Annotated in this window: 19 protein-coding genes and 1 pseudogene; 7 read left to right on the forward strand and 13 right to left on the reverse strand. The window is 45.1% G+C overall.

Annotation, left to right across the window (positions count from 1 at the left end):
* Positions 1 to 589 precede the first annotated feature (589 nt).
* On the forward strand, positions 590 to 1,327 hold the full coding sequence (locus tag F905_RS01030) for a carbonic anhydrase (RefSeq protein ID WP_005176041.1): 738 nt from the start codon (positions 590 to 592) through the stop codon (positions 1,325 to 1,327).
* A gap of 62 nt (positions 1,328 to 1,389) precedes the next feature.
* Here F905_RS01030 and F905_RS01035 read toward each other — a convergent pair whose 3' ends face one another.
* The 5 genes from F905_RS01035 to F905_RS01055 all read right to left on the reverse strand — a co-directional run bounded on the left by F905_RS01035 (position 1,390) and on the right by F905_RS01055 (position 5,603).
* Positions 1,390 to 2,115, reverse strand: a complete 726-nt coding sequence (locus F905_RS01035) for an amino acid ABC transporter ATP-binding protein (protein WP_171065067.1) — start codon at positions 2,113 to 2,115, stop codon at positions 1,390 to 1,392.
* 14 nt (positions 2,116 to 2,129) lie between these two features.
* A complete protein-coding gene (locus F905_RS01040) occupies positions 2,130 to 2,813 on the reverse strand; it encodes an ABC transporter permease subunit (RefSeq protein ID WP_005176046.1) in 684 nt (227 codons plus the stop codon).
* Positions 2,813 to 3,556, reverse strand: coding sequence for an amino acid ABC transporter permease (locus F905_RS01045; RefSeq protein ID WP_005176049.1), 744 nt, complete (start codon positions 3,554 to 3,556; stop codon positions 2,813 to 2,815). Before F905_RS01045 ends, F905_RS01040 begins: the two co-directional genes overlap by 1 nt.
* 63 nt (positions 3,557 to 3,619) lie before the next feature.
* Entirely contained in the window at positions 3,620 to 4,564 is a 945-nt protein-coding gene (locus tag F905_RS01050) for a transporter substrate-binding domain-containing protein (RefSeq protein WP_005176051.1), read from the reverse strand.
* Between the two features lie 361 nt (positions 4,565 to 4,925).
* Positions 4,926 to 5,603, reverse strand: a complete 678-nt coding sequence (locus F905_RS01055; RefSeq protein WP_005176055.1) for a DUF421 domain-containing protein — start codon at positions 5,601 to 5,603, stop codon at positions 4,926 to 4,928.
* Between the two features lie 255 nt (positions 5,604 to 5,858).
* Between F905_RS01055 and F905_RS01060 the strand changes: the two genes are divergently transcribed.
* From F905_RS01060 to F905_RS01070, 3 genes and pseudogenes are all read left to right on the forward strand, one after another.
* A complete protein-coding gene (locus F905_RS01060; protein ID WP_005176058.1) occupies positions 5,859 to 6,890 on the forward strand; it encodes a J domain-containing protein in 1,032 nt (343 codons plus the stop codon).
* A 93-nt stretch (positions 6,891 to 6,983) separates the two neighbouring features.
* Entirely contained in the window at positions 6,984 to 8,168 is a 1,185-nt protein-coding gene (locus F905_RS01065) for a hypothetical protein (RefSeq protein ID WP_005176061.1), read from the forward strand.
* Between the two features lie 92 nt (positions 8,169 to 8,260).
* Positions 8,261 to 8,596 (forward strand): annotated as a pseudogene (locus tag F905_RS01070) (endonuclease domain-containing protein).
* 98 nt (positions 8,597 to 8,694) lie between these two features.
* Here F905_RS01070 and F905_RS01075 read toward each other — a convergent pair.
* From F905_RS01075 to F905_RS01085, 3 genes are all read right to left on the reverse strand, one after another.
* Complete coding sequence (locus F905_RS01075; protein ID WP_005176068.1) at positions 8,695 to 9,384, reverse strand: HNH endonuclease; 690 nt, start codon at positions 9,382 to 9,384, stop codon at positions 8,695 to 8,697.
* Positions 9,377 to 10,795, reverse strand: a complete 1,419-nt coding sequence (locus tag F905_RS01080; RefSeq protein WP_005176070.1) for an AAA family ATPase — start codon at positions 10,793 to 10,795, stop codon at positions 9,377 to 9,379. The genes F905_RS01075 and F905_RS01080 overlap by 8 nt, the downstream gene beginning before the upstream one ends.
* 71 nt (positions 10,796 to 10,866) lie before the next feature.
* On the reverse strand, positions 10,867 to 13,761 hold the full coding sequence (locus F905_RS01085) for a valine--tRNA ligase (protein ID WP_005176071.1): 2,895 nt from the start codon (positions 13,759 to 13,761) through the stop codon (positions 10,867 to 10,869).
* Between the two features lie 184 nt (positions 13,762 to 13,945).
* Between F905_RS01085 and F905_RS01090 the strand changes: the two genes are divergently transcribed.
* Both F905_RS01090 and F905_RS01095 read left to right on the forward strand, forming a co-directional pair.
* Positions 13,946 to 14,641, forward strand: coding sequence for a hypothetical protein (locus F905_RS01090; RefSeq protein ID WP_005176074.1), 696 nt, complete (start codon positions 13,946 to 13,948; stop codon positions 14,639 to 14,641).
* A gap of 20 nt (positions 14,642 to 14,661) precedes the next feature.
* Positions 14,662 to 15,465, forward strand: a complete 804-nt coding sequence (locus tag F905_RS01095; protein WP_005176076.1) for an SDR family NAD(P)-dependent oxidoreductase — start codon at positions 14,662 to 14,664, stop codon at positions 15,463 to 15,465.
* A 47-nt stretch (positions 15,466 to 15,512) separates the two neighbouring features.
* On the opposite strand, the gene F905_RS01100 is transcribed toward F905_RS01095, so the two are convergent.
* Both F905_RS01100 and F905_RS01105 read right to left on the reverse strand, forming a co-directional pair.
* Complete coding sequence (locus F905_RS01100; RefSeq protein ID WP_005176078.1) at positions 15,513 to 15,947, reverse strand: YbjQ family protein; 435 nt, start codon at positions 15,945 to 15,947, stop codon at positions 15,513 to 15,515.
* 3 nt (positions 15,948 to 15,950) lie between these two features.
* Positions 15,951 to 16,307, reverse strand: a complete 357-nt coding sequence (locus tag F905_RS01105) for a YbjQ family protein (RefSeq protein ID WP_005176080.1) — start codon at positions 16,305 to 16,307, stop codon at positions 15,951 to 15,953.
* Positions 16,308 to 16,310: 3 nt separating this feature from the next.
* Here F905_RS01105 and F905_RS01110 point away from each other — a divergent pair, with 3 nt between their 5' ends.
* On the forward strand, positions 16,311 to 16,583 hold the full coding sequence (locus F905_RS01110) for a hypothetical protein (protein ID WP_034597392.1): 273 nt from the start codon (positions 16,311 to 16,313) through the stop codon (positions 16,581 to 16,583).
* 26 nt (positions 16,584 to 16,609) lie between these two features.
* On the opposite strand, the gene adeK is transcribed toward F905_RS01110, so the two are convergent.
* The 3 genes from adeK to F905_RS01125 are packed head-to-tail and all read right to left on the reverse strand — an operon-like array spanning position 16,610 to position 22,525.
* The gene (gene adeK, locus F905_RS01115; RefSeq protein ID WP_005176082.1) at positions 16,610 to 18,067 is read right to left on the reverse strand and encodes a multidrug efflux RND transporter AdeIJK outer membrane channel subunit AdeK; all 1,458 of its coding nucleotides are present in this window, start codon (positions 18,065 to 18,067) and stop codon (positions 16,610 to 16,612) included.
* Positions 18,067 to 21,246, reverse strand: coding sequence for an efflux RND transporter permease subunit (locus F905_RS01120; RefSeq protein ID WP_005176084.1), 3,180 nt, complete (start codon positions 21,244 to 21,246; stop codon positions 18,067 to 18,069). The genes adeK and F905_RS01120 overlap by 1 nt, the downstream gene beginning before the upstream one ends.
* A gap of 13 nt (positions 21,247 to 21,259) precedes the next feature.
* Positions 21,260 to 22,525 carry an efflux RND transporter periplasmic adaptor subunit gene (locus F905_RS01125; protein WP_005176086.1) on the reverse strand — a complete coding sequence of 422 codons (1,266 nt, stop codon included), beginning with the start codon at positions 22,523 to 22,525 and terminating at the stop codon, positions 21,260 to 21,262.

A 22,525-nucleotide genomic window follows, 5' to 3' on the forward strand; every position in this document is an offset into this window, starting at 1 on the left:
ACTCATCAGCTGGTTTGGTTTAGATATTCCATTTTTAGTGATGAATCCTGTGATCAACTCGTCAATGACAAGTGGCGTTGGCTAAATCACAACGTCAATCATGCTTCATGCTGGTGCAGCTAAAATTCGAGGCCAATCCATCCCGGTAGAAAACTTAACATACCTAGTAAGACCGCGAAAATTCCATGCTAAAGCTGAGCTAAAAAATCAGATAGTGCCAGAAAAATTACTGATCTATTTCTTCAATGCCTCATGTTGTTGCCGGTTGATTCCAGCAGAGTGTCATCAGTTTTATAAGTCGCTGATCCAGCAGCCAGAAAACTGTTAGTACCGGACTTATAAAAAAGCATCACCATCGAACTGGAAACCAAGGTAGGTTTGGGTGGCAACGCCGTGATTGATCAGTACAACTTGATAAGTCGGAGAATCGAACAAGTCATTATCAGGCCATCAGGCTGAATTTTAGCGCTCAAAAACCGCTTTAATCAGATACAAAAGCAATAAACAGTTGGAAGATTTGGTTTTGTCCTGCCGGCGCAGGTTACGGATGATCAAGGCTCTTTTGATGATGTGTTTTCAAGGTTGAAGAATGAAACGGAGTATTTTTGCAGCGACTGCACTTTTGAGTATGAATATGGCTTTTGCTGCCGAGGGCAGTCATTTTGACTGGAGCTATGCGGCACAGACTGCGCCGGATAAATGGAGCCAGTTAAAACCGGAATATCAGGCCTGCGCGGGCATGAATCAGTCGCCCATTAATATTGCCCAGACCACACCGGCACAGTTGCCGCCGTTAAAACTGAACTATGCCGCCAAGGCCAAAACTATTGTGAATAACCAGCGCACGGTCCAGGTCAATTTTGAACAGGGGAATCATTTGGAACTGGACCAGAAAGTCTTCGAACTCAAGCAGTTCCATTTGCATAGTCCAAGTGAAAACACCATTCAGGGGCAAAGTTTTGCGATGGAGATGCATCTGGTACATGCCACACCTGCGGGTGAGCTGGCGGTGCTGGCAATTATGTTTCAGGAAGGTCAGGAAAATCCGAAGCTGAAACAGCTGTGGCAGGAGTTACCGCAGCAACCCGGTGAGGCCATTATTTTAAACCATCAGGATGTAGCCGCGGCATTTTTACCGGAGCAACGGGATTATTATCGTTTTAACGGCTCTTTAACCACGCCGCCGTGTACCGAAGGCGTGCGCTGGATTGTCTTCAAACAGATTCAGCAGGCCTCGAGACAGCAGATTCAGGCTTTTTCACAGCTGATGGAACATCCGAATAACCGGCCGGTACAGCCGACCAATGCACGTCTGGTGCTGGAATAATCGAATATGAAAAAAAGCAGATCGTTTGATCTGCTTTTTGATTGTGTTTGACTGTATATAGATTAATGTAGGATTTTATCCAGGAACTGCTGGGCACGTTCACCGCGCTGGGTATTAAAGAATTCATCTTTGGTGCAGTCTTCGATAATTTTACCCTGATCCATAAAAATCACCCGGTTGGCGACCTGACGGGCAAAGCCCATTTCATGGGTCACACACATCATGGTCATGCCTTCACGGGCCAGCTCGACCATCACATCCAGTACTTCGGTAATCATTTCCGGATCCAGCGCCGAGGTTGGTTCATCAAACAGCATGGCAATCGGGTCCATACTTAAGGCCCGGGCAATGGCAACCCGCTGCTGCTGCCCACCAGAGAGTTGCGCCGGAAATTTGTTGGCCTGCGAACTTAAACCAACCCGATCCAGATAGGCCAGTCCTTTCTGTTTGGCTTCAGTTTCCGAGCGGCCCAGTACCTTGACCTGGGCAATGGTCAGGTTTTCGGTAATGCTTAAATGCGGAAACAGCTCGAAATGCTGGAACACCATGCCAACACGGCTACGCAGTTTGTTCAGATTGGTATTCGGATCGCTAATCGAAATCCCATCAACCAGAATCTGGCCTTTTTGAAACGGTTCCAGACCATTTACGGTTTTAATCAAGGTCGATTTTCCCGAACCCGATGGTCCACACACCACCACCACTTCTCCCTGACGAATCTGGGTGCTGCAATCGGTCAGGACCTGAAAATCCTTATACCATTTGCTGACATTCTGGAGGTCAATCATAATCTTGGGTTCGGTCATACCGTCAGCCTCCTTTGTAGTTTTTTCACTGCATAGGTGGCGATTAAACTCACGCTAAAATACACCAGCCCGGCAAATAGAATATATTGGGTCAGCAGCGCCATTAAATCGCCGCGGACATAATTGGTACGGAAGAAATCCAGCAGGCCAATGGCATAAACCATGGTGGAATCCTGAAACAGGATGATGGTCTGCTGTAACAGCAGCGGGGTCATTTTACGAAAGGCCTGCGGCAAAATAATCAGCCGCATCGACTGGCCATAAGTCATGCCCAGCGCATAGGCAGCCGCAGTCTGGCCTTTGGGAATGGACTGAATCCCGGCACGGACAATTTCGGAAAAGTAAGCTGCTTCAAACAGCATAAAGGCCACGATACTCGACACTAGTGCAGTATCAATGGTCAGGTAATTCCCGGTGAGTGCGGTGTAGAAAAACGGCACTGCAAAATAGAACCACATCAGCACCAGCAGCAGGGGAATCGAGCGGAACAGATTGACATAGCCTTGTGCAAACAGGTTCAGCACGCGAATAGAAGACAGGCGCATTAACGCCAGCAGGGTGCCAATTAGAATACCGCCAATGGTCGCCATAACCAGCACTTTTAAGGTAATGGTAAAACCATGCCAGAGCGCTGGACCGGACAGTTGTAAATCATTTAAAAATGCAGTGAGCCATTCCATTATTTTTCTCCTGCAATCAGGCCGGGAACACGTAAACGTTTTTCCAGCAGGTTCATGCCCTGAATCAGGCAAATATTAATCACAATAAAAATAACGGTGACAATGGTATAAATTTCAATGGTGTTTTGCGTGTACTCACTGATGGTTTTCATTTGCGAGATAATTTCCGCCACCCCGACCAGAGAGGCGACCGAGGTGTTTTTAACGCAGTTGGTCAGCTCCGAGCTTAACGGCGGCAAAATGGTGCGAAATGACTGTGGCAAAATTACATAGCGATATAACTGCGCGGTACTAAAACCCATGGCATAACCGGCATTGATCTGTCCGCGTGGCAGGGCTTCAATACCGGTGCGCACCTGTTCACAGACCCGCGCCGCGGTAAACAGTCCTAGCCCGATACTGGCTGAAATCAGTGCCGAAGTATGCGCGCCTAGATCATTCATCCACCAGCTTTTAATCGGCGCTGGCAGGAAATTGGGCACCACATAGAACCAGATAAACAGCTGGATCAGCAGCGGTACATTACGGAAAATGGTGACATAGGCGGTGCCAATCGTGCGGGCGGTTTTGCTGGGCAGGGTTCGCATAATCCCCAAAATGCTGCCCAGTAGCATGGCAATACTCCAGGCCACAATGGCAATCACCAGCAGCCAGCCCAGCCCGGCGAGAATCCAGTGCAGATAGGTACTGTCGCCAATGCCGGTCGACTGAAACAGGACACCCCAGTTCCAACTATAATTCATACGTCCTCCTCAAAAACTCAGGTAAAGCATCCGTGTTTACCTGAGTCGGTTTATGTTGGAGTGTTACTGATCACGATCGTGCGGATTGGCAATCAGGTCTTTCAGCTGATCGGACATTTCAAAGTTCAAGTTGATGTTCTTTGGAGGAATTGGCTGTTGGAACCATTTGTTATACATCTGGTTAATTTCACCCGAACTATAGGTGGCTTTAATGGCATCATCTACCACCTGTTTAAATTCAGCATCGCCTTTACGCAGCATACAGCCGTAAATTTCCTGAATTGGCGCCGTACCGACAATCACCCATTTGTCTGGATCGGTGGCTTTGGATTTTTCACCGGCCAGCAGAATATCATCCATCATAAAGGCAGCGGCGCGGCCACTTTGTAGCATCAGGAAGGATTCGGCATGGTCTTTGGCTGAAATAATTTCGCCAATACCGAGTTCTTTTTCATGCTGGCGGATATAACGTTCAGAAGTGGTACCGGCGGTGGTGACCAGTTTTTTGCCTTTTAAGTCAGCAAAATCCTGAATACCGGAATCTTTGGCCGTAAGTAAACGTGAACCTACCTGGAAGAAACCGACCGAGAAAGCCACTTGCTGCTGGCGTTCCTGATTGTTGGTGGTCGAGCCACACTCTAAATCGACCGTCCCGTTAGAGACCAGTGGAATCCGGTTCTGGCTGGTGACCAGATTGTAGCGGATTTTCAGATCTGGCATCTCCAGTTTCTGTTTTAGCGCTTCCACCACTTTCAGTTGCAGGTCATGCGCATAACCGACCGGCTGATTTGGCGTATCGGCAATATAGGAGAAGGGAATGGATGAGTCGCGATAACCCAGCACAATGGTGCCGGACTTTTTGATTTTCTCTAAGGTGCCTGAACTCGAGGCAGCGGCATTGGTGTTGCTATTGGCATCAGCTGGAGCTTTATTGTCACTACAAGCACTGAGGCCAAGCATGAATGCGCTGGCACAAAACAGGGAGGTGAGGGTGCGTTTAGAGGTCATGTACAAAACTCCTTTTGTATTGATTATTGGTCATTTGCTGTTATTCATGGCAATTCCAATCCTGGAACTGATTTATCAGGTAATGAAGCAAATGAGATTGTTTTAATTATCTCTGCACAACGGCATAGCTTCATCTTAAGCGAGATTTCCAGAATTGCTCAAGCGAAATTTTTAACCGTTTTGTTAATGATAAATCGTTATGAAATAACCACTTTTTAGATAAATAACAGCAAAAAGCATGAATAAAATACAGCAGGAACTATGCCAGTCTTGGGCCATTAAAGACCAAGATATGACCAAAGTTGAGATAAAACGGTTGGGCGAAGGTAGATGAACCGGCACAGAGATTTAAATCACGCGATTAATCTACCCGCAGGGTATTGATGGCTTCAGTCCAGTGACAGCTGTCACAACGCGGGCAGATCTGCTCGGCACTTTGCAAAAAATCGGTATAGCCACAGTATACGCAGGCGTAATGGGTATGCGGTTTAACGTCGGTGATTTCCTGACAGGCTTTGGGAAACAGGGGTAAACCGTACCGCACCTGATCATTGGAGAAAAACAGGATGCTAAACTTGCCATCATTTTCGAGTAAACCGACCCGTACCTGTCCCAGATGTTCGACCCCTTGCTGGCGCATTTCGGCAAAGAATTCATCGTGCGACATTTTACCGCGTTTAATCTTTTCTAAGACCAGCTCGCCATCTTCGACAATATAGAGTGACTTGCCTTCCAGCAGATCTTCAAAGGGCTGGTATTTCATCATTAACCAGGTCACCAGACGATACAGGAAAATCACGATGCTCATGATTAGCAGGGCCTGAATCAGCGGTAGATCTTCGGTGAACATCGGGTCGCCGGCAATTGAACCCAGCGATAGAATAATCGCCAGTTCAAAAATTGACAGCTGGCGCACACCACGTTTTCCAGTCAGACGTAAAAAGATAATGATCATGCTGAACATGAGGATGGCACGCACGCTAATTTCAGCAGCAAAAGCCCAGGTGGTGTCATGAATAAAAATACTGGCCCAATCCATGTGAATGTCCTTTTTATAATCTGTTGGTCTTTGTTGATACTATGCATGAATTGCGGCGGCTGAATGTTTATAGTTGCGTAATAAACTGCAATGATTTGAGTGACTTGGTTAATTCAAAAAATTACCTGATCTGAAGCCATGTAATGTTAAGGCTTATTTGCTCAGGATTTTGCTTTGCTTCAGTTTTACTGAGATGAGTCAAAAAATACTTTCACATAAATCAGGTATAATTTCTCTTTTGCTTTTATCTTCCCTATGCCTTTTGCGCTGAAAACCATGCCAAACATGGTGCTTGAAGTCTCACCACAGCATCAGAAGCTGAATCGTTTAATTGATGAGATTGAACAGCAGAAACAGTTATTGCTTGCATGGCAACATGCCCAAGATGACATTCGTGCCTATAGTCAAAAGGCGCTGATGCCTGCGTATCGTGAGTTATATAGCACTTTGTATGAACAGATGAAGACACTTTGGAATGGTCTAAGTAGTTATAGTTTCACGAAATCAAATACAGCATTGGTGGAAGATAAAATCCAAACTTTAGCACGGTTACTACAAGGTTCACATTTGCTGAGTCAAAAGCAGTTAGATGAAGTGGAAAAAATGCATGTCTATTATCAGCAGGCAGATGAATACAGCAAGAAAAAAAACAAGAAGAAAAATATAGACACTTTTGTTGAGCCTGAAACTGAAACAGTCCAAGCCGATGATGTATTTGAAGATTGGAATAATGATCAATACCAACAAGCACGTGAGCAAGCCAAGTTAAAACGTCAGCAAGAAAAACAAGCGCAAGCTGAAAAGATGGTGAATCAATCACTCAAAACTGTGTATCTCAAGATTGCTTCCATCATTCACCCTGATCGTGAGCCCGATGAAGCTAAAAAAGAGGAAAAGACCGAGCTTTTACAACGTGCCAATGAAGCATACGAACAGGAAGATTTATTCTTTTTACTGAAAATTCAGCTTGAAGTTGAGCAAAGTAAAAACGGTTCAAACAAAGGTTTAAGCACAGAACAATTCAAGTTTTACCAACAGGCGTTAGAAGCACAAAGCCAGTCCTTAAAACAGCAGATGCAGGAATTGATTAACTCGCTTGTATGGTCAAATAAAGCCAAAATTGCGGTGCAAAAGTCCAAAGGGCAACTCAATATTGAGCAGTTGTATAAACAGATTGATGCGGATGTTTCGAACGTGAAGCATCAGTTAAAAGCGGAGAAGCAACGGCTGAGTTTTATGGGGAAAGAGAGTGGGCTAGGGATGTTGTTGGAGCATGGGGTTTTGTAAAGAATATAGTTTTTTTGAACTAAGCAAAAAGTTTGTATGCTATTCATTATGCTAAAATATTACAGAAATTGAGATTAGCGTTGAAGTCAGTGAATGAGCAATTTAGATTTAAGCATTTATCAAACGAGTGAAAAATTATCGGCACAACAAAAAAAGTTTAATCGGTTGCTTGAAAAAATTGAGCAATTACAAATGGTATTGGCGGACTGGCAACAAACGCAAAAACAAGTTCAAGAGGATGCAAGAGATGAGCTATTACCTGTATATCGTCAGTGGCACCACATTTTGTTCGCTCAATTAGAGACGCTTTGGCAATATAAAAATACGCATAAAATCGCAAAAACATATTTAGTGCGTTTAGATGAAAAAATTTCAATTTTAGCGAGTCAGCTGCTTAATAATCCGAATCTTTCTGAACAACAACATGAGTTGACGCTTATCATTGCTCAACATTATGAGCTGATAGAAGAAAGTGCTGATGCTGAAGAAGTCAGCTCTCATATAAATGATCATTCGCATCAAGCGCATGATGCTGATGAAATGATGCAAAAACAAGCCATAAAAGAAATGATAGCAGACCAAATCGGGGTACCCGTAGCTTGGCTTGACTTTGATTTGGATCTCAATAATCTCGACGCGTTTATGGAAAAAGTAAAAGATAAATTAGATCGAGAAGAAGCAAATTTTATTCAAAATCAGCTTAATGAAGATGAGCGTGATGAATATCAAAAGTTTGCTGAAAAGGAAAAAAAGAAAATTTTAAAGAAGCAAACACAGCTTGAAGAAGCGAAAAAAATGGCAGGGCAATCTCTAAAAAGCATTTATTCAAAAATTGCTGCCTTAATTCACCCTGATCGAGAGCAAGATGAACAAAAGCGTATTGAAAAAACCGAATTATTACAGCAAGCAAATGCTGCATTAGAGGAAAAAGATTTGCTTACTCTTTTGAAATTGCGTGTTTTTACAGCGCAAGGTGATCAGGAACAGGCAACAAAAATCGCGAATGAGCATTTGAAATCTTATAATTTATTGTTGGAAGAGCAAGTAGAGAAATTACAATTTGAAATAGATGATATTATTTATTCATTTGATTGGATCGGCTCTGGTTTTTACAAACAGCGTTTTAAACCTGTTGATTTGATAAAAAAATATCAACGCGATTTAGCAGATATTCAAGCAAAACTGTTAAGAGATGAAAAGCGTTTAAATGATTATAAGGATTTTGATTACTTAAAAATTTTACTGAAAAGCAGAGCATTTAGTTGGTCATTTGAGTAATTTTTAGCATTGATTGTCATTCAGAGCATCGTCATTTTGACGATGCTTTTTTATGCACTTTAACCCGCTGATTATTCGCCTTCGCCAAATCCATGCGCCACTCTGCCACCGATGCAGAAGACCTGATGTGGTAACTTCTACGCGCCAAGCGATTTATGAATCTTAAATTTCGTCGTCAGCATGTGATTCAGCCCTATATTGTAGATTTTTACTGCCATGAAATTGGTTTGGTGATTGAGCTAGATGGCGGTCAGCATGGAATGGATGATGCGATTGAATATGATGCTGAACGTACCAGATTTTTAGAGGCTTTAGATTTAAAAGTAGTGCGGTATTGGAATGATGATGTGTTGAGTCGGACTGAAGTGGCGTTGGTGGATTTGTGGAATGTATGTTTTGAACTGCAAATTAAAAGTACCTCTCCCTAACCCTCTCCTAAAAGGAGAGGGAACTCCATTGTGGAATTTATACAGACATTTAATCAAATGACGCTCCCTCTCCCTATGGGAGAGGGCTGGGGTGAGGGTTATGCTGATTGTTGCAATTTTAATTGTTCAATCTCTTCAAGAGCATTACGCCACTTCGTATCTTTTTCTAAATAACCACGAAGAATAGCTGAGAATGCATAATGAGACTTGAGTCGATGTTTGATCTCATCTGCTTTTTTAATCTTATCTTCATCTTGCCAATTATCTAGTTCTTTAAAGAATTCCCTTCTTAAGATTAAAAAGTCATTATGTACTTCAAAAATTTTTTCTCTTAAATCTTCTTTGCTTACTTCTTGGATACCACTATTTGCATTATTAAAGCATTTAGATATTAGTTCCTTAGATGTCTCAGCTTTAGTATGATATTCATGCCTATTAGGGCAGGTATTAATTACTTCTATGTCTTCATCAGGCATTCTGTAATAAACCTTAATCCATTCTTCAACTAGATGATCTTCATTACAACAATCTAGCATATCATCGTAGTATTTATTTTTGATTGAATTGCATCTTGAACATGCGTAATAGAGATTGTTCCAATCAAGCTTAAGTGTTTCATCATCTAAATGTGGAATGAAATGTTCAACATTTAGGTTCGGGAAATGCTTCTGTTCACAGATATAGCATTTACCATAAAAATCTTTCTTTAATTGCTTAACAACCACGGGATCTCTATAGTCCTTAGTAGTCCAATCCGTTGGTCTAGAAGATTTGGATACTTTAAACATCTAAATCCTCCAACTGATTATGGTCTGAAAGAAGATTAATTGCTTGTAAATAAAGATTTTTTAATTTTTTATCTAAAAGATCATTTTGTTCCAATGGAATTAATTCTTTGATAAGAGATCTTATATATTCGTAGTTAGTTGGAGTCTGGTTTAAAAGTTTTTTTAGTGTTTCAATTGAGTTTTTTGTCTCTGAGCTAATAGGATTTACATGGAACAATCCTTTGATCACAGATTCATAAGAATATTGGCTCAAATCCTCTTCAAAAAATTCTCCAGTTGAGAGGTCATAGACAACAGTATCATTATTCGTTGATGTGATAACAAATGGGGAGTGTGTACTTACAATGAACTGGATTTCAGGAAAAGATTGGCTTAAAAATGGGAGAATCTTCTTCTGAAGCGAAATATGTAAGTGAGCATCTATTTCGTCGATTAGCACGACCCCATTTAATTCATTTGGTAAAATATTTAATAATCTTGATCTCATTAACAGATCACTATAAATATCAAAGATTGCAGTAAATCCTGATGAGAGTGACTGGAAAGTAAACTCTCGATAGGATTGCAACAAACTAAACTTTCTTAATTTATAATTAAATTTTAATTGAGTTGTTGAATCCTCAAATAAGAACTTTAAATCTTCATCAAATTTTGTAAACCACTCATCTATTTGGTCAGCATGATCCGTATCTTGTTCTTCAGATAAAGCGAGTGATTTTTCAATTTTGATATTCAATAAATATTGTTCAAGAAACTGTCCTAACTTCGAAGAATACTCATGTTTTGCTGTATTAATATATTGATTTAAGTCTGTTGTATTAGTAGATGCGGTAATTTGTGATTGTCTATGTGCGGGGAAGAAATTAAACGTTACTTTAGAAGCTTGAATATTTTCGCTCAGGTTCCCAATGCCAGTTACGACTAAATCAATATTTTCATGAGAATTCATATAGCCTAATTCATTAAAGTAATGTTCAATCTCATGAATTTGTGAATGTTTGTATCTGTAGTTCTCATCATTTGATAAACCTTGATTTTGGATGATTATAGCTTTTAATTTTTTTGCAATTTCTACAAATTTTCTATTTTCAATAATGTTATAAGAGTCTGTTTTAATAAGTAATTTAGTTAATTCTTCTAAATGCTGTTGGAATATTAAGTTAGGTGATATGTTTTGAATCTCTGAACTTATTATATTAATAATTCGTTCCTTACATGAATAATGCTGTTGAGACAAATGTGGAATTTCATGAATTAACTTATTTAGAGCTACACTATTTAATTGATTCAAAAATCTAGTTTTACCAACTCCATTTTTACCAGTTAGAATTAAGTTACGTCCTTTTAGATCAATATTTACATCATGATTAAGGAAGTCTAATTTTGCACTGATTTTTTGAATATATTTCATAGTTGTTAAAATCAATAAAGGGCTGAATAATCAGCCCTTTATACTACAAATTAGGTTAAATTATCAACACATTAAAGGGCTGCAATTTGCTCCATATTCGCTTTAATCTTCGCTAATTGGTCAGCAAACTCAGCCAATTTCGCTTTCTCGCCCTCAACCACAGCAGCAGGGGCTTTTGCCACAAAACCTTCATTTGCAAGTTTAGTTGCAATTTGGTCATGCTGCTTTTGAACCTTGTCTAAGTCTTTTTGTAGACGACCCAATTCCGCTTTCGGGTCAATTAAGCCCTTCATTGGAACGTATACAGACACGTGACCGACTACAGAAGAAGATGACAATGGTGGTTGTTCAGCATCAGCCAAGAAGGTAATGCTTTCAACTTTTGCCAATGCTTTGAACAACGGTTCAATACGTGCGATTTGCGCTTTTTCCGCATCAGTGGTGTTTTGCAGAAGAACAGGCAACAAGCGAGCATTACCTAAGCCCATCTCACCACGGATGTTACGTACCGCACCAATCAAACCTTGTAGCCATTGCATATCTGCTTCAGCTTGTTCGTTGATGAGCGCTTGGTCAGCAACAGGGTACTGAGCCAACATAATCGTTTCGCCAACAATGTTCAGTTTCGGCGCAAGCGTTTGCCAAATTTCTTCTGTTAGGTACGGCATCAATGGATGCGCTAAACGTAAAGATGCTTCCATTACAGACAGAAGAACACGACGGACTTCAGCTTTACGTTCAACCGATACATTTTCGTCATTCAGAACAGGTTTAGTGAGTTCTACATACCAGTCACAGTATTCATTCCAAATGAACTCGTAAATCGCTTGTGCAGCCAAGTCTAAACGATACGTTGCAAATGCGGTTTGCACTGCTTGTTCCGCTTTTTGTAGACGGCTGACGATCCATTGTTCAGGCAATTCCCAAAGGTCTTGACGAACGTCTTGACCAATTACTTGATCTTCGCAGTTCATCATTACGAAACGGGTTGCGTTCCAGATTTTGTTGGCGAAGTTACGGTAACCTTCAACACGCTTCATGTCGAACTTGATGTCACGACCGGTGTTGGCAAGCGCACAGAAGGTGAAACGAACCGCATCTGTACCGTAAGACTGAATCCCTTCAGGGAATTCTTTACGGGTCGATTTTTCAATCTTCGCTGCTTGTTTCGGATTCATCAAACCTGTGGTACGTTTTTGTACTAAAGCTTCAAGATCAACACCGTCAATCAAATCTAATGGGTCAAGCACGTTACCCTTAGATTTAGACATCTTCTGACCTTCGCCATCACGTACCAAACCGTGTACATACACAGTTTTGAATGGTACTTGTGGCGTGCCATCTTCATTTTTCATGAAGTGCATCGTAAGCATGATCATACGAGCAACCCAGAAGAAGATGATGTCAAAACCTGTCACCAATACATCAGTCGGGTGGAAAGTATTTAAGAAATAGTTTTCTTTGTCTTTCGCTTCGTCACCTGTCCAACCTAAAGTTGAGAATGTCCAAAGACCAGATGAGAACCATGTATCCAATACGTCTTCGTCTTGGTTCAATTCAACTTCAGGGGCAATACCGTTTTTCGCACGAACTTCTTCTTCGTTACGACCCACGTAAACATTACCTTCTGCATCGTACCAAGCAGGGATACGGTGACCCCACCACAATTGACGCGAGATACACCAGTCTTGAATATTATTCATCCACGCCATGTACATGTTGCTGTACTGCTCAGGCACGAATTTGATACGACCGTCTTGAACCGCTTCAATCGCAGGTTTCGCAAGCGGTGCAATTTTTACATACCATTGATCCGTCAATAACGGTTCAACGATGACACCTGAACGGTCACCGCGAGGTGGTTTCAAGGTGTATGGTTGAATTTGGTCTAACCAGCCTTCAGCTTCTGCTTGTTCGACTAACTTTTTACGTGCTTCAAAACGCTCTAAACCAATGTAGTTCGCTGGGGCAGGAATGGTTTTAGAAATTTGCTCACCCGCTTTTGCGATGTATTCAAACTCGGCCAACACTTCAGCATTTTTGTTGAAGATGTTGATGATTGGCAATTCGCAGCGTTTACCGACTTCATAGTCATTGAAGTCATGCGCAGGGGTAATTTTTACACAGCCGGTACCGAATTCTTTATCAACGTATTCATCTTTAACGATTGGAACCGCACGACCAGTAATTGGCAGGATGATATTTTGACCGACCAAGTGCGCATAACGTTCATCATCAAGGGCAACCGCAACTGCTGTATCACCTAATAAGGTTTCAGGACGCGTGGTTGCAACCACGATGTGATCTTTACCATCGTGGGTACGAAGTGACTTATCTTCAAAGAAGTATTTGAAGTGCCACAGTGAACCTTGTTCTTCTTTATCAGACTCAACTTCTAGGTCAGATAGAGCAGTTTGCAGTTTAGGGTCCCAGTTCACCAGGCGTTTACCGCGGTAAATCAAGCCTTCTTCGTGAAGTTTTACAAACACTTCTTTCACTGCGTTTGATAAACCTTCATCCATGGTGAAGCGTTCACGTGACCAGTCGACAGAAGAACCGAGGCGACGGATTTGACGGGTAATGTTACCGCCAGATTGTTCTTTCCATTCCCATACTTTTTCAATGAACTTTTCACGGCCTAAATCATGACGGCTAATGCCTTGTGCACCGAGCTGACGCTCTACCACCATTTGTGTTGCAATACCGGCGTGGTCAGTCCCCGGTTGCCATAAGGTATTTTTACCTGACATACGGTTATAACGGGTTAAGGCATCCATGATGGCATTGTTAAAACCATGACCCATGTGCAAGCTACCGGTGACGTTTGGTGGCGGAATCATGATACAGAAAGACTCGCCTTTTTCAGACGGCTTGAAGTAACCGCGCTCTTCCCACGTTTGGTACCATTTTTTCTCGATCTCGGTCGGATCGTAAGTTGTAGCAATATTTTGCGCTGAATCAGTCATAGTTCGAACAGATCAAAAGTAGATAAAAAATTGCATCTATTGTAGCAAAAAAAATGGCGACTTAGGCAGCCTGAATCATTGGCTTGTTTAAGCAATTGGCATCTGCACTTACTCGTCGTATGATGTAGGCAAATAACAATGCGCAAAGTTCGCAGAACAACGACGAAAAAAAGCGAGAACAACAATGACCTATTCAATCGCACTAAAATTAAGCCCAGCTACCTATCAGCGTTTTCAGCAGTTACATCAACAGTTTAACCAGGGTAATCCGCACAGTCTGGCCAAGCCTTTAGGTGAGGTGCTGTCACATATTTCCTGTGAAATTGTCGATCAGGTGTTTGGTGAAATTGCCCGGACCAGCAGCTCGCCCGACCGTGAATCGGAAAAGATTGTGCAGCAGGTGATGGATACCGTGCAAAAATATATGCCGTGGTCAGTGTCATTTTTTGGCAATGACCGTCTGGTGCCGATGGTGAATTATCTGCAGCAGAAAACCTATGAAAAAGAGGGGCAGGCCTATGTGGCCTATCCGGTCGATAATGTGCTGATTAAAGAAACCTTGGGCTGTGTCGAGCAAATCCGGCAGGGCAATAGTGCTTATATTCAGCCGGCCTTTCGGGCTTTTACCCAGATTGTCGATCAGGGCGTGACCAGTCTGGTCCGCGAGCCAAAGAAAATGCTGAAGTTTAATTTTATGGTCGATAAAACCCTGACCGGGGTGATTCAGCTGACCACCCAGCTTGGCTATAAGCGGCTGGAAAAACTCGGCACCCAGTTTGATACCCGCATAACGGAACAGTATTTCAATCATTTTCTGGGCTTTGTGGGCAATGACCCGCAGCCAGAGCGCGGTTACACTGATATTCATCACAACAAATGAACGTATAGAGGGACAGATTCATGGCCAAGCAGGATTTAACAGGAAAAGTGATGTGGATTACCGGGGCATCTTCCGGATTGGGCAAAGCCTTGGCCAAAGAATGTGCCTTGCAAGGTGCCGACGTCATTCTGACCGCACGCCGTTATGAAGAACTGGAAAAGGTGCGCGTGACTTTACTGAACCCGGAACGCCATGTGTCAGTTTGTGCCGATATTACCGATGAATCACAGGTACGGCATGCTTATGCGCAGGTGTTAGCGGCCAAAGGCCGGATAGACTGGCTGATTAACAATGCCGGTCTTAGCCAGCGCGCGCTGATTCAGGACACCACCATGCAGACAGAACGTGCCATTATGGAAGTCGATTATTTCTCGCAGGTGTTCCTGACCAAAACCGTGTTACCGACCTTTATTGCCCAGAAATCGGGACGGATTGCCTTTGTCTCTAGTGTCGCCGGTTTGCTCGGCACCCAGTACCGTGCCTCTTATTCGGCGGCCAAAGCCGCAATTCATATGTGGGCCAACAGTTTGCGTGCGGAAGTGGCGCAAGATGGCGTCGAGGTTTCGGTAATTTTCCCGGGCTTTGTCAAAACCAATGTATCTTTTAATGCCTTAAATGGCGAAGGCAAACCGCAGGGCCATCAGGATGAAGCGATTGAAAACGGTCTGGAGCCGGACCTGTTTGCCCAGACCACGGTCAGTGCCTTGCTGGCGGGTGAGGAATATATTGTGGTCGGTGGCGCCAAGGAAAAACTGGGGGTTTGGGTGTCGCGTCTGTCGCCAAGTACGCTGTATAAAATGATCCGTAAAATGAAGGTGAAGTAATACGTTCCAGAGCATTTGACGAGATGAAGACAGATCAGGCCATCAGCTTATTTCTTGATGGCCGTCCCATACGCAAACACTTCCACCATCCCACCTTGCATCCCCAGTTCGGTGGTGCTTAAACGCAGACCTAAAATCTGGGTGGCGCCCATTTTCTCGGCTTCCAGCTTTAAGCGTACAATTGCTTCGCGGCGCGCACGTTCCACCACACTTTCATAACTGGTCAGGCGGCCACCGAGTAAATTCTGCACATTGGCAATTGCATATTTAAAGTAATCATGTGAAATCACTACATTGCTGCTGACCAGTTGGCCGGGTAGGTCAGTGCTTTTAAAGCGGCTACTGTCGAGCTGGATATAGGCCAGTCGCTGTTCCTGTTCAGCCAGATATTGAAAATGCTTGCGTTCGTTATAACGGCCAAAACCAAAGCCAACGGCAAACAGTACCGCAAAAATCAGCAGCTGCAGAAGCAATCCATCCATGACTTAGTCCTGTGCAGGGAAGGGATCAGGCAGTTTTGGCATGATTGGATCGACAATCACCGCCGTGCCATAAACGAACAGTTCAGATGCACCCTGGGCAATGTTGGAAGTAGAAAAACGGATTCCGACAATGGCATTGGCACCCATGCTGCGCGCTTTGTCGATCATCCGGTTCATGGCTTCCTGACGCGATTCTTCCAGCAGTTCGGTATAGGCTGTCAGCTCACCACCGACAATATTTTTCAATCCGGCCAGCAGGTCTCGGCCGACATGCTTGCTGCGTACCGTGCTGCCATATACCACATCAATTTGCTGGCGAATGGTGTGTCCGGGTACAGATTCCAAATTACTCAGTAACATGTGATGACCAATAACAATAGATTGCTGATGAAGATAGAAAAACTACGGGCAAAATGCAATCAAAACATCTCTTTTACAGTTTTATACGGGCAGATGTGCATCCAGTCCTTTGGCGAGTCACTACAAGCAAAACAGGATTTCTTTGCTTTGCTCATCACTCTATCGAGCTACTTTTATTTAATGGATGATCCAGGCACATCATCAGGCAAAGAAAAAGCCAGTCAGCGCGAGGCTCACTGGCTTGATTATCAAGCGATAAGAATGAAATCACCCTGATGCTTGACGCTGCAACTCAGACAATCTTATTGCTGAGCAGCGCGGCGTTGTTCTGCCACAGACGGCTGCTGGGTCACTTGATCTGAAGTGTTGGCTTTCAGGCCGCCACCTAAGGTTTTATACAGTTCCACCTGATTGTTCAGATTGGCCTGTTCCAGCAATAACAGCCCTTGCTCGGCTGCATAAGAGGCACGCTGTGCATCCAGTACGGTCAGATAGCTGTCAATGCCGGCACGGAAGCGGGCTTCCGACAGACGATAGGTGGTATTGGTGGCTTCCACCAGACGGCGCTGTGCGGCAATCCGGTCACCAATATTTTCACGCACTGCCAAGGCATCATTCACTTCACGGAAAGCGGTCTGAATCGACTTTTCATAATCTGATAGCGCAATCTGCTGATCGGTTTCTGAAATGCGGATATTGGCCTGACGTGTGCCCCAGTCAAAGATTGGAATATCTAGACTTGGACCAATTGACCAGACAAAGTTACCTGATTTGAACAGGTCACTTAAATCGGCCGAGGCATAACCGGCGGAACCGGTCAGGCTGATGGTCGGGAACAGACGGGCACGCGCTGCGGCAATATTGGCACCTGCGGCAGACAGACGGTATTCCGCTGCACGAACATCGGGACGGTTTACCAGCAGATCACTTGGTAAGCCGGCACCAATTGCAGTATTGGAGGTAATGCGGGTAATACGCTGTGCCGGCAGCAGATTGGCCGGAACCGGTTGACCCACCAGCAGATTCAGCAGGTTCTGTGCCTGCGCCACCTGAGTCTTATAGTTGGCCACATCATTACGTGCGGTTTCGACTGAAATTTGCGCCTGACGTACCGGAAGTTCACTGTCGATGCCAACGTCAAAACGTTTTTTGTTCAGGTTATACGATTCAAGCTGGGCCTTTAAAGTTTGCTCGGCCAGTTTCAGGTTGGCATTGGCAAAGGAATAGCTGAGCCAGGCCTGAGACACCTGACCAATCAGGGCAATTTGCGTGGCATCACGGGCACTTTGGGTGGCCAGGAAATTATCCAGTGCATTGTCACGCAGGCTGCGGACCCGACCCCAGAAATCCAGCTCATAGGCGGTGACCCCTAAACCTACGTTATAGGAGGTGCTTGGGCCACGACCCTGATTGCTCATGGTGTCCTGACGTAACACGCTGCCACTGGCGCCAATGGTCGGTAACTGGTTATTTTCAGTAATCTGGTACTGTTGCTGGGCACGCTGGATGTTCAGCGCCGCAGTACGTAAATCACGGTTATTGGTCAAGGCCAGATCCAGCACCTGTAACAGGCGCTGATCGGCAAAGAAATCTTTATAACCCTGTTCTGCAACAGAGCTTCCGGAAGCATTGCTATAGCTGCTCGGAATATTCGCCTGAGCAACCGGCTCTGGCCCGCGCATACTCTGACAGGCTGTCAAAGCAAGCGCAAGGGCAGAAACCGCAATACCACGGCCTGTAAGAGACCATAAGTTTTGCATCACGATACATGCTCCTGATGATTTTGTTGTTTTGGTTTGTATTTAAAGATACTTCGAATCCACACGTAGAATACCGGGATAAAGAAGATACCCAACAAGGTCGAACTGATTACGCCGCCCAGAACACCATAACCGACCGAGTGCTGGCTACCTGCACCTGCACCTGAAGACAGGGCCAGCGGCAGTACACCAAAACCGAAGGCTAAAGTGGTCATGATAATTGGACGTAAACGCATTTTTGCCGCATGTAAAGTGGCTTCAAACAGGTCTTCACCTTTTTCCTGCAACTCTTTGGCGAATTCGACAATCAGGATCGCGTTTTTCGCAGACAGACCAATCACCGCAATAATCGCCACCTGGAAGTAGATGTTATTCGACAGGTTCGGGTTCTGGAACAGCACCATCCCGCTGAAGGTCAGGAACAGGGCACCGACAATACCTAATGGTACGACCAGTAATACCGAGAACGGAATTGACCAGCTTTCATACAGCGCTGCCAGACACAGGAAGACGATTAACAGCGACAGGGCATACAGGAATGGTGCCTGATCACCCGATTCACGTTCTTCCAGTGACAGACCGGTCCATTCATAGTCGAAACCTTGCAAGCCCATGTCTGGCAGCTTGGCAATAATTTCTTCCATGGCCACCATCGCATCACCCGAGCTGACGCCAGGCGCTGGTGTACCCTGAATGTTCATGGATGATACGCCGTTATAACGCTCTAAACGTGGTGAACCATAGGTCCATTCACCGGTTGCAAAGGCCGAGAACGGTACCATTTCGCCGCGGTTATTACGTACATACCATTGATCAAGGTCTTCCGGCATCATACGTGAGCCTGCTTCACCCTGAACATAGACTTTCTTGACACGACCGCGGTCGATAAAGTCATTGATGTACGAACCACCCCAGGCCATGCCCATGGTGCTGTTAATTTCAGCAATACTCACGCCCAAGGCACCGGCCTGCGCATGGTCCACAATCACGCGGTACTGTGGTGTATCTTCCTGACCATTTGGACGAACCCCGGCCAGACGTGGATCTTTGGCTGCTTCACCTAAAATGATGTTACGTGCCATGGTCAGTTTTTCATGCCCCTGACCGCTGGCATCTTTCAGCTGCAGGTTAAAGCCGGCACTCACGCCCAGTTCAGGCATGGCAGGCAATTGCAGCGGCATGATGTAAGAGGCATCTTTAACAATCATGTTCAGTGCCATACCACGCTGGATAATCGCACCGATCTGAGATTCTGGTGAAGTACGTTCTGACCAGTCTTTCAGTTTAATGAAGGCCAGACCTGCGTTTTGTCCAACCCCGGTGAAGGAGAAGCCGGCCACACTAAACACAGACTCGACATGCTCTTTCTCATTTTCCAGGAAGTAGTTGGTCATGGTGCTGATGACTTTGTCAGTCCGTTCCAGACTGGCATTTGGTGGCAATTGCACCAAGGTCATCACCACACCTTGGTCTTCATCCGGCAGGAATGAAGATGGCAGTTTCTGGAATAACAGCACAATCACAACCAGCACTGCACCGTAAATAATTCCGGAGAAAATCTTGCTGTGGGTCATACGGTTCACACCGCCCTGATATTTCACCGACAGCTTGTCAAAGCTGCGGTTAAACCAGCGGAAGAAACGCGCAAACAGACCGTTGCTTTCTGGCTTGTTCGGATCATGCTGTTTCAGCATGGTCGCACACAGGGCAGGGGTAAAGGTTAAGGCTACAATCAGCGACAGTACCATTGCCGTGACCAGGGTCACCGAGAACTGACGATAAATCACCCCGGTCGTACCACCGAAGAATGCCATTGGTACGAATACCGCAGACAGCACCGAGGTAATCCCGATTAACGCGCCAGAAATCTGTTTCATTGACTTTTCAGTGGCTGCCACAGGGTCGAGATGTTCTTCGACCATGACACGTTCCACGTTTTCCACCACGACAATCGCGTCATCGACCAGCAAACCAATCGCCAGAACCATCGCAAACATGGTCAGGGTGTTAATCGAGAAGCCGAACATGTTGATGACGGCAAAGGTCCCCAAGACCACCACCGGTACGGCCATGGTTGGAATAATAGTGGCGCGCCAGTTCTGCAGGAACAGGAACATCACCAGGAATACCAGAATAATCGCTTCAATTAAGGTTTTAACAACACTCTTAATCGACAATTCAATAAATGGTGTGGTGTCAAAGGCCAGCTGATCGACCATCCCTTGCGGGTAGTTTGGACGTAACAGCTTTAAGCGCTCTTCAACGGCTTGGGCGGTATCCAGCGCGTTGGCACCAGTTGCCAGTTTAATCGCAACACCACCGGCAGGTTTGCCGTTGAATTTGGAATCAAACTGATAGTTGTCTGCACCGAGTTCTACACGAGCTACATCACCCAGACGCACCTGTGCACCTGAAGCAGTATTTTTCAGGAAGATATTGCTGAACTGTTCTGGGGTTTGCAGCAGGCTTTGTGCCGTTACGGTTGCGTTGAGCACCTGACCTTCTATGGCGGGTGCACCACCTAACTGACCGACAGCGACCTGGGCATTCTGGGTACGAATGGCTGTGGCAATATCACTTGGGGTGACTTGCAGGCTGGCCATTTTGGCTGGGTCCAGCCAGATGCGCATTGCATAGGAACCACCAAACACCTGAACTTCACCGACCCCCGCCACACGGCTTAAGGGTTCAGAAATATTGGAGTTAACATAGTCTTTGATGTCATTTGCTGACATGCTGCCATCAGGCGAATAGAAGGCCAGAACTTGCAGGAAGCTGGCGCCTGATTTGGTGACCCTCACCCCTTGACGCTGGACATCTTCCGGCAGCAGGGCAGTGGCAGACTGTAATTTGTTCTGTACCTGAACCTGGGCAATGTCAGGATCGACGCCTTGTTCAAAGTTCAGCGCAATAGACGCAGAACCGTTACCGGCACTGTTCGATGAAATATAACGCAAGCCATCGAGACCATTCATCTGCTGTTCAATAATCTGGGTTACTGTGTTTTCAACAGTTTCAGCCGAAGCACCCGGATAGGTCGCAGAAATGGTGACCGTTGGCGGCGCAATGGTCGGATACTGGGCAATGGGCATATTGGATAGGGTTAGAATACCCGCCAACATGATCACCAGTGCAATCACCCATGCAAAAATCGGGCGATGAATAAAAAATTGAGCCATTGAAGTCTACCCCTTATGTATTTGAAGTAGCTTTTTGTTCAGCCTGAGCATCCGCCTGATCTGCTGGTTGTTTTGCCTTATCTGATGCAGCAGGTTGCTGGGCACCTTGTGGCGCGGCAGCTTGCGGTTGATATGGTTTGGCTACCACTTTCTGTTCCGGCTTGACTTTGGCAATGCCTTCTACAATAACTTTGTCACCGGTTTGCAGACCTTCAGTCACAATCCAGTCTTTGCCCTGAATGCCGGCAGTGGTTACTGGACGTGGTTCAACCACACCTTTGGCATTGACCAGCATCGCCATGGCCTGACCGGTTGGGGTGCGGGTAATGGCAGCTTGCGGAATCAGCACGGCATTTGGAATTACCCCTTGCACAATTTGTGCAGTGGCAAACATGCCTGGCAATAACAGATGGTTTGGATTCGGGAATACCGCACGTAAAGTCACGGTACCCGTATCCGGATTGACGCTGGCATCGGAGAACGCCAGACGGCCTTCAACCGGATAATAGCTGCCGTCTTCCAGTTTCAGTTTGACTGTGGTGTTGTTGCTGCTGTTTAAATCACCTTTGCTGAGTTGCTGGCGTAAACGTAGCAGTTCAGCACTTGACTGGTTGATATCCACATAAATCGGGTCCAGACGCTGAATCGTCACCAGCGGTTCCTGCTGGCTGGCAGTCACTAACGCACCTGCAGTCACGGTAGAACGGTTGGTCTGACCTGAAATTGGCGCACGAACGGTTGAGTAACCCAGGTTAATTTCTGCATTGCGCAGTTCGGCACGGGTGGCCGCGACATCTGCTTCTGCCAGTTTCACCTGCGCCACAATGTCATCATATTCCTGTTTGGAAATGGCATTGCTGCCCACCAATTGACGATAACGGCCTTCTTTGACACGTAAAACGTTCAGATTGGCCTGCTGACGTGCCAATGCTGCACGGGCACTATCTACCGATGCACGGTTGGTCCGTGAATCAATTTCATATAAGGCCTGACCTTCACGTACATAGCTGCCTTCGGTAAACAGACGTTTCTGCACCACACCGCTGGTTTGCGGGCGAACTTCAGAAATTTCAAAGGCAGTGGTACGACCGGAAAGTTCAACAGACTGCTCGACACTTTGTGGCTGTACAACAATGACCCCAACTTCTGTTGGAGGCATTTGCTGCTGGGCTGCAGCTTGCTGCGCATCATTTGGATCTTTGCTACAACCCACAAGCGCGATGCTTGTGGCCAATGCGCAAGCAGTGAGGGCAGGGGCCCAAAGCTTTGCAGACATCAT

Source organism: Acinetobacter sp. CIP 53.82 (genome assembly GCF_000369465.1).
GTDB classification, from domain to species: Bacteria; Pseudomonadota; Gammaproteobacteria; order Pseudomonadales; family Moraxellaceae; genus Acinetobacter; species Acinetobacter indicus.

Coding starts and splice junctions, on each gene's coding strand:
- F905_RS01030 (WP_005176041.1), top strand. CDS start 590: ATGAAACGGAGTATTTTTGCAGCGACTGCACTTTTGAGTATGAATATG.
- F905_RS01035 (WP_171065067.1), bottom strand. CDS start 2,115: ATGATTGACCTCCAGAATGTCAGCAAATGGTATAAGGATTTTCAGGTC.
- F905_RS01040 (WP_005176046.1), bottom strand. CDS start 2,813: ATGGAATGGCTCACTGCATTTTTAAATGATTTACAACTGTCCGGTCCA.
- F905_RS01045 (WP_005176049.1), bottom strand. CDS start 3,556: ATGAATTATAGTTGGAACTGGGGTGTCCTGTTTCAGTCGACCGGCATT.
- F905_RS01050 (WP_005176051.1), bottom strand. CDS start 4,564: ATGACCTCTAAACGCACCCTCACCTCCCTGTTTTGTGCCAGCGCATTC.
- F905_RS01055 (WP_005176055.1), bottom strand. CDS start 5,603: ATGGATTGGGCCAGTATTTTTATTCATGACACCACCTGGGCTTTTGCT.
- F905_RS01060 (WP_005176058.1), top strand. CDS start 5,859: ATGCCTTTTGCGCTGAAAACCATGCCAAACATGGTGCTTGAAGTCTCA.
- F905_RS01065 (WP_005176061.1), top strand. CDS start 6,984: ATGAGCAATTTAGATTTAAGCATTTATCAAACGAGTGAAAAATTATCG.
- F905_RS01075 (WP_005176068.1), bottom strand. CDS start 9,384: ATGTTTAAAGTATCCAAATCTTCTAGACCAACGGATTGGACTACTAAG.
- F905_RS01080 (WP_005176070.1), bottom strand. CDS start 10,795: ATGAAATATATTCAAAAAATCAGTGCAAAATTAGACTTCCTTAATCAT.
- F905_RS01085 (WP_005176071.1), bottom strand. CDS start 13,761: ATGACTGATTCAGCGCAAAATATTGCTACAACTTACGATCCGACCGAG.
- F905_RS01090 (WP_005176074.1), top strand. CDS start 13,946: ATGACCTATTCAATCGCACTAAAATTAAGCCCAGCTACCTATCAGCGT.
- F905_RS01095 (WP_005176076.1), top strand. CDS start 14,662: ATGGCCAAGCAGGATTTAACAGGAAAAGTGATGTGGATTACCGGGGCA.
- F905_RS01100 (WP_005176078.1), bottom strand. CDS start 15,947: ATGGATGGATTGCTTCTGCAGCTGCTGATTTTTGCGGTACTGTTTGCC.
- F905_RS01105 (WP_005176080.1), bottom strand. CDS start 16,307: ATGTTACTGAGTAATTTGGAATCTGTACCCGGACACACCATTCGCCAG.
- F905_RS01110 (WP_034597392.1), top strand. CDS start 16,311: ATGACCAATAACAATAGATTGCTGATGAAGATAGAAAAACTACGGGCA.
- adeK (WP_005176082.1), bottom strand. CDS start 18,067: ATGCAAAACTTATGGTCTCTTACAGGCCGTGGTATTGCGGTTTCTGCC.
- F905_RS01120 (WP_005176084.1), bottom strand. CDS start 21,246: ATGGCTCAATTTTTTATTCATCGCCCGATTTTTGCATGGGTGATTGCA.
- F905_RS01125 (WP_005176086.1), bottom strand. CDS start 22,525: ATGATGTCTGCAAAGCTTTGGGCCCCTGCCCTCACTGCTTGCGCATTG.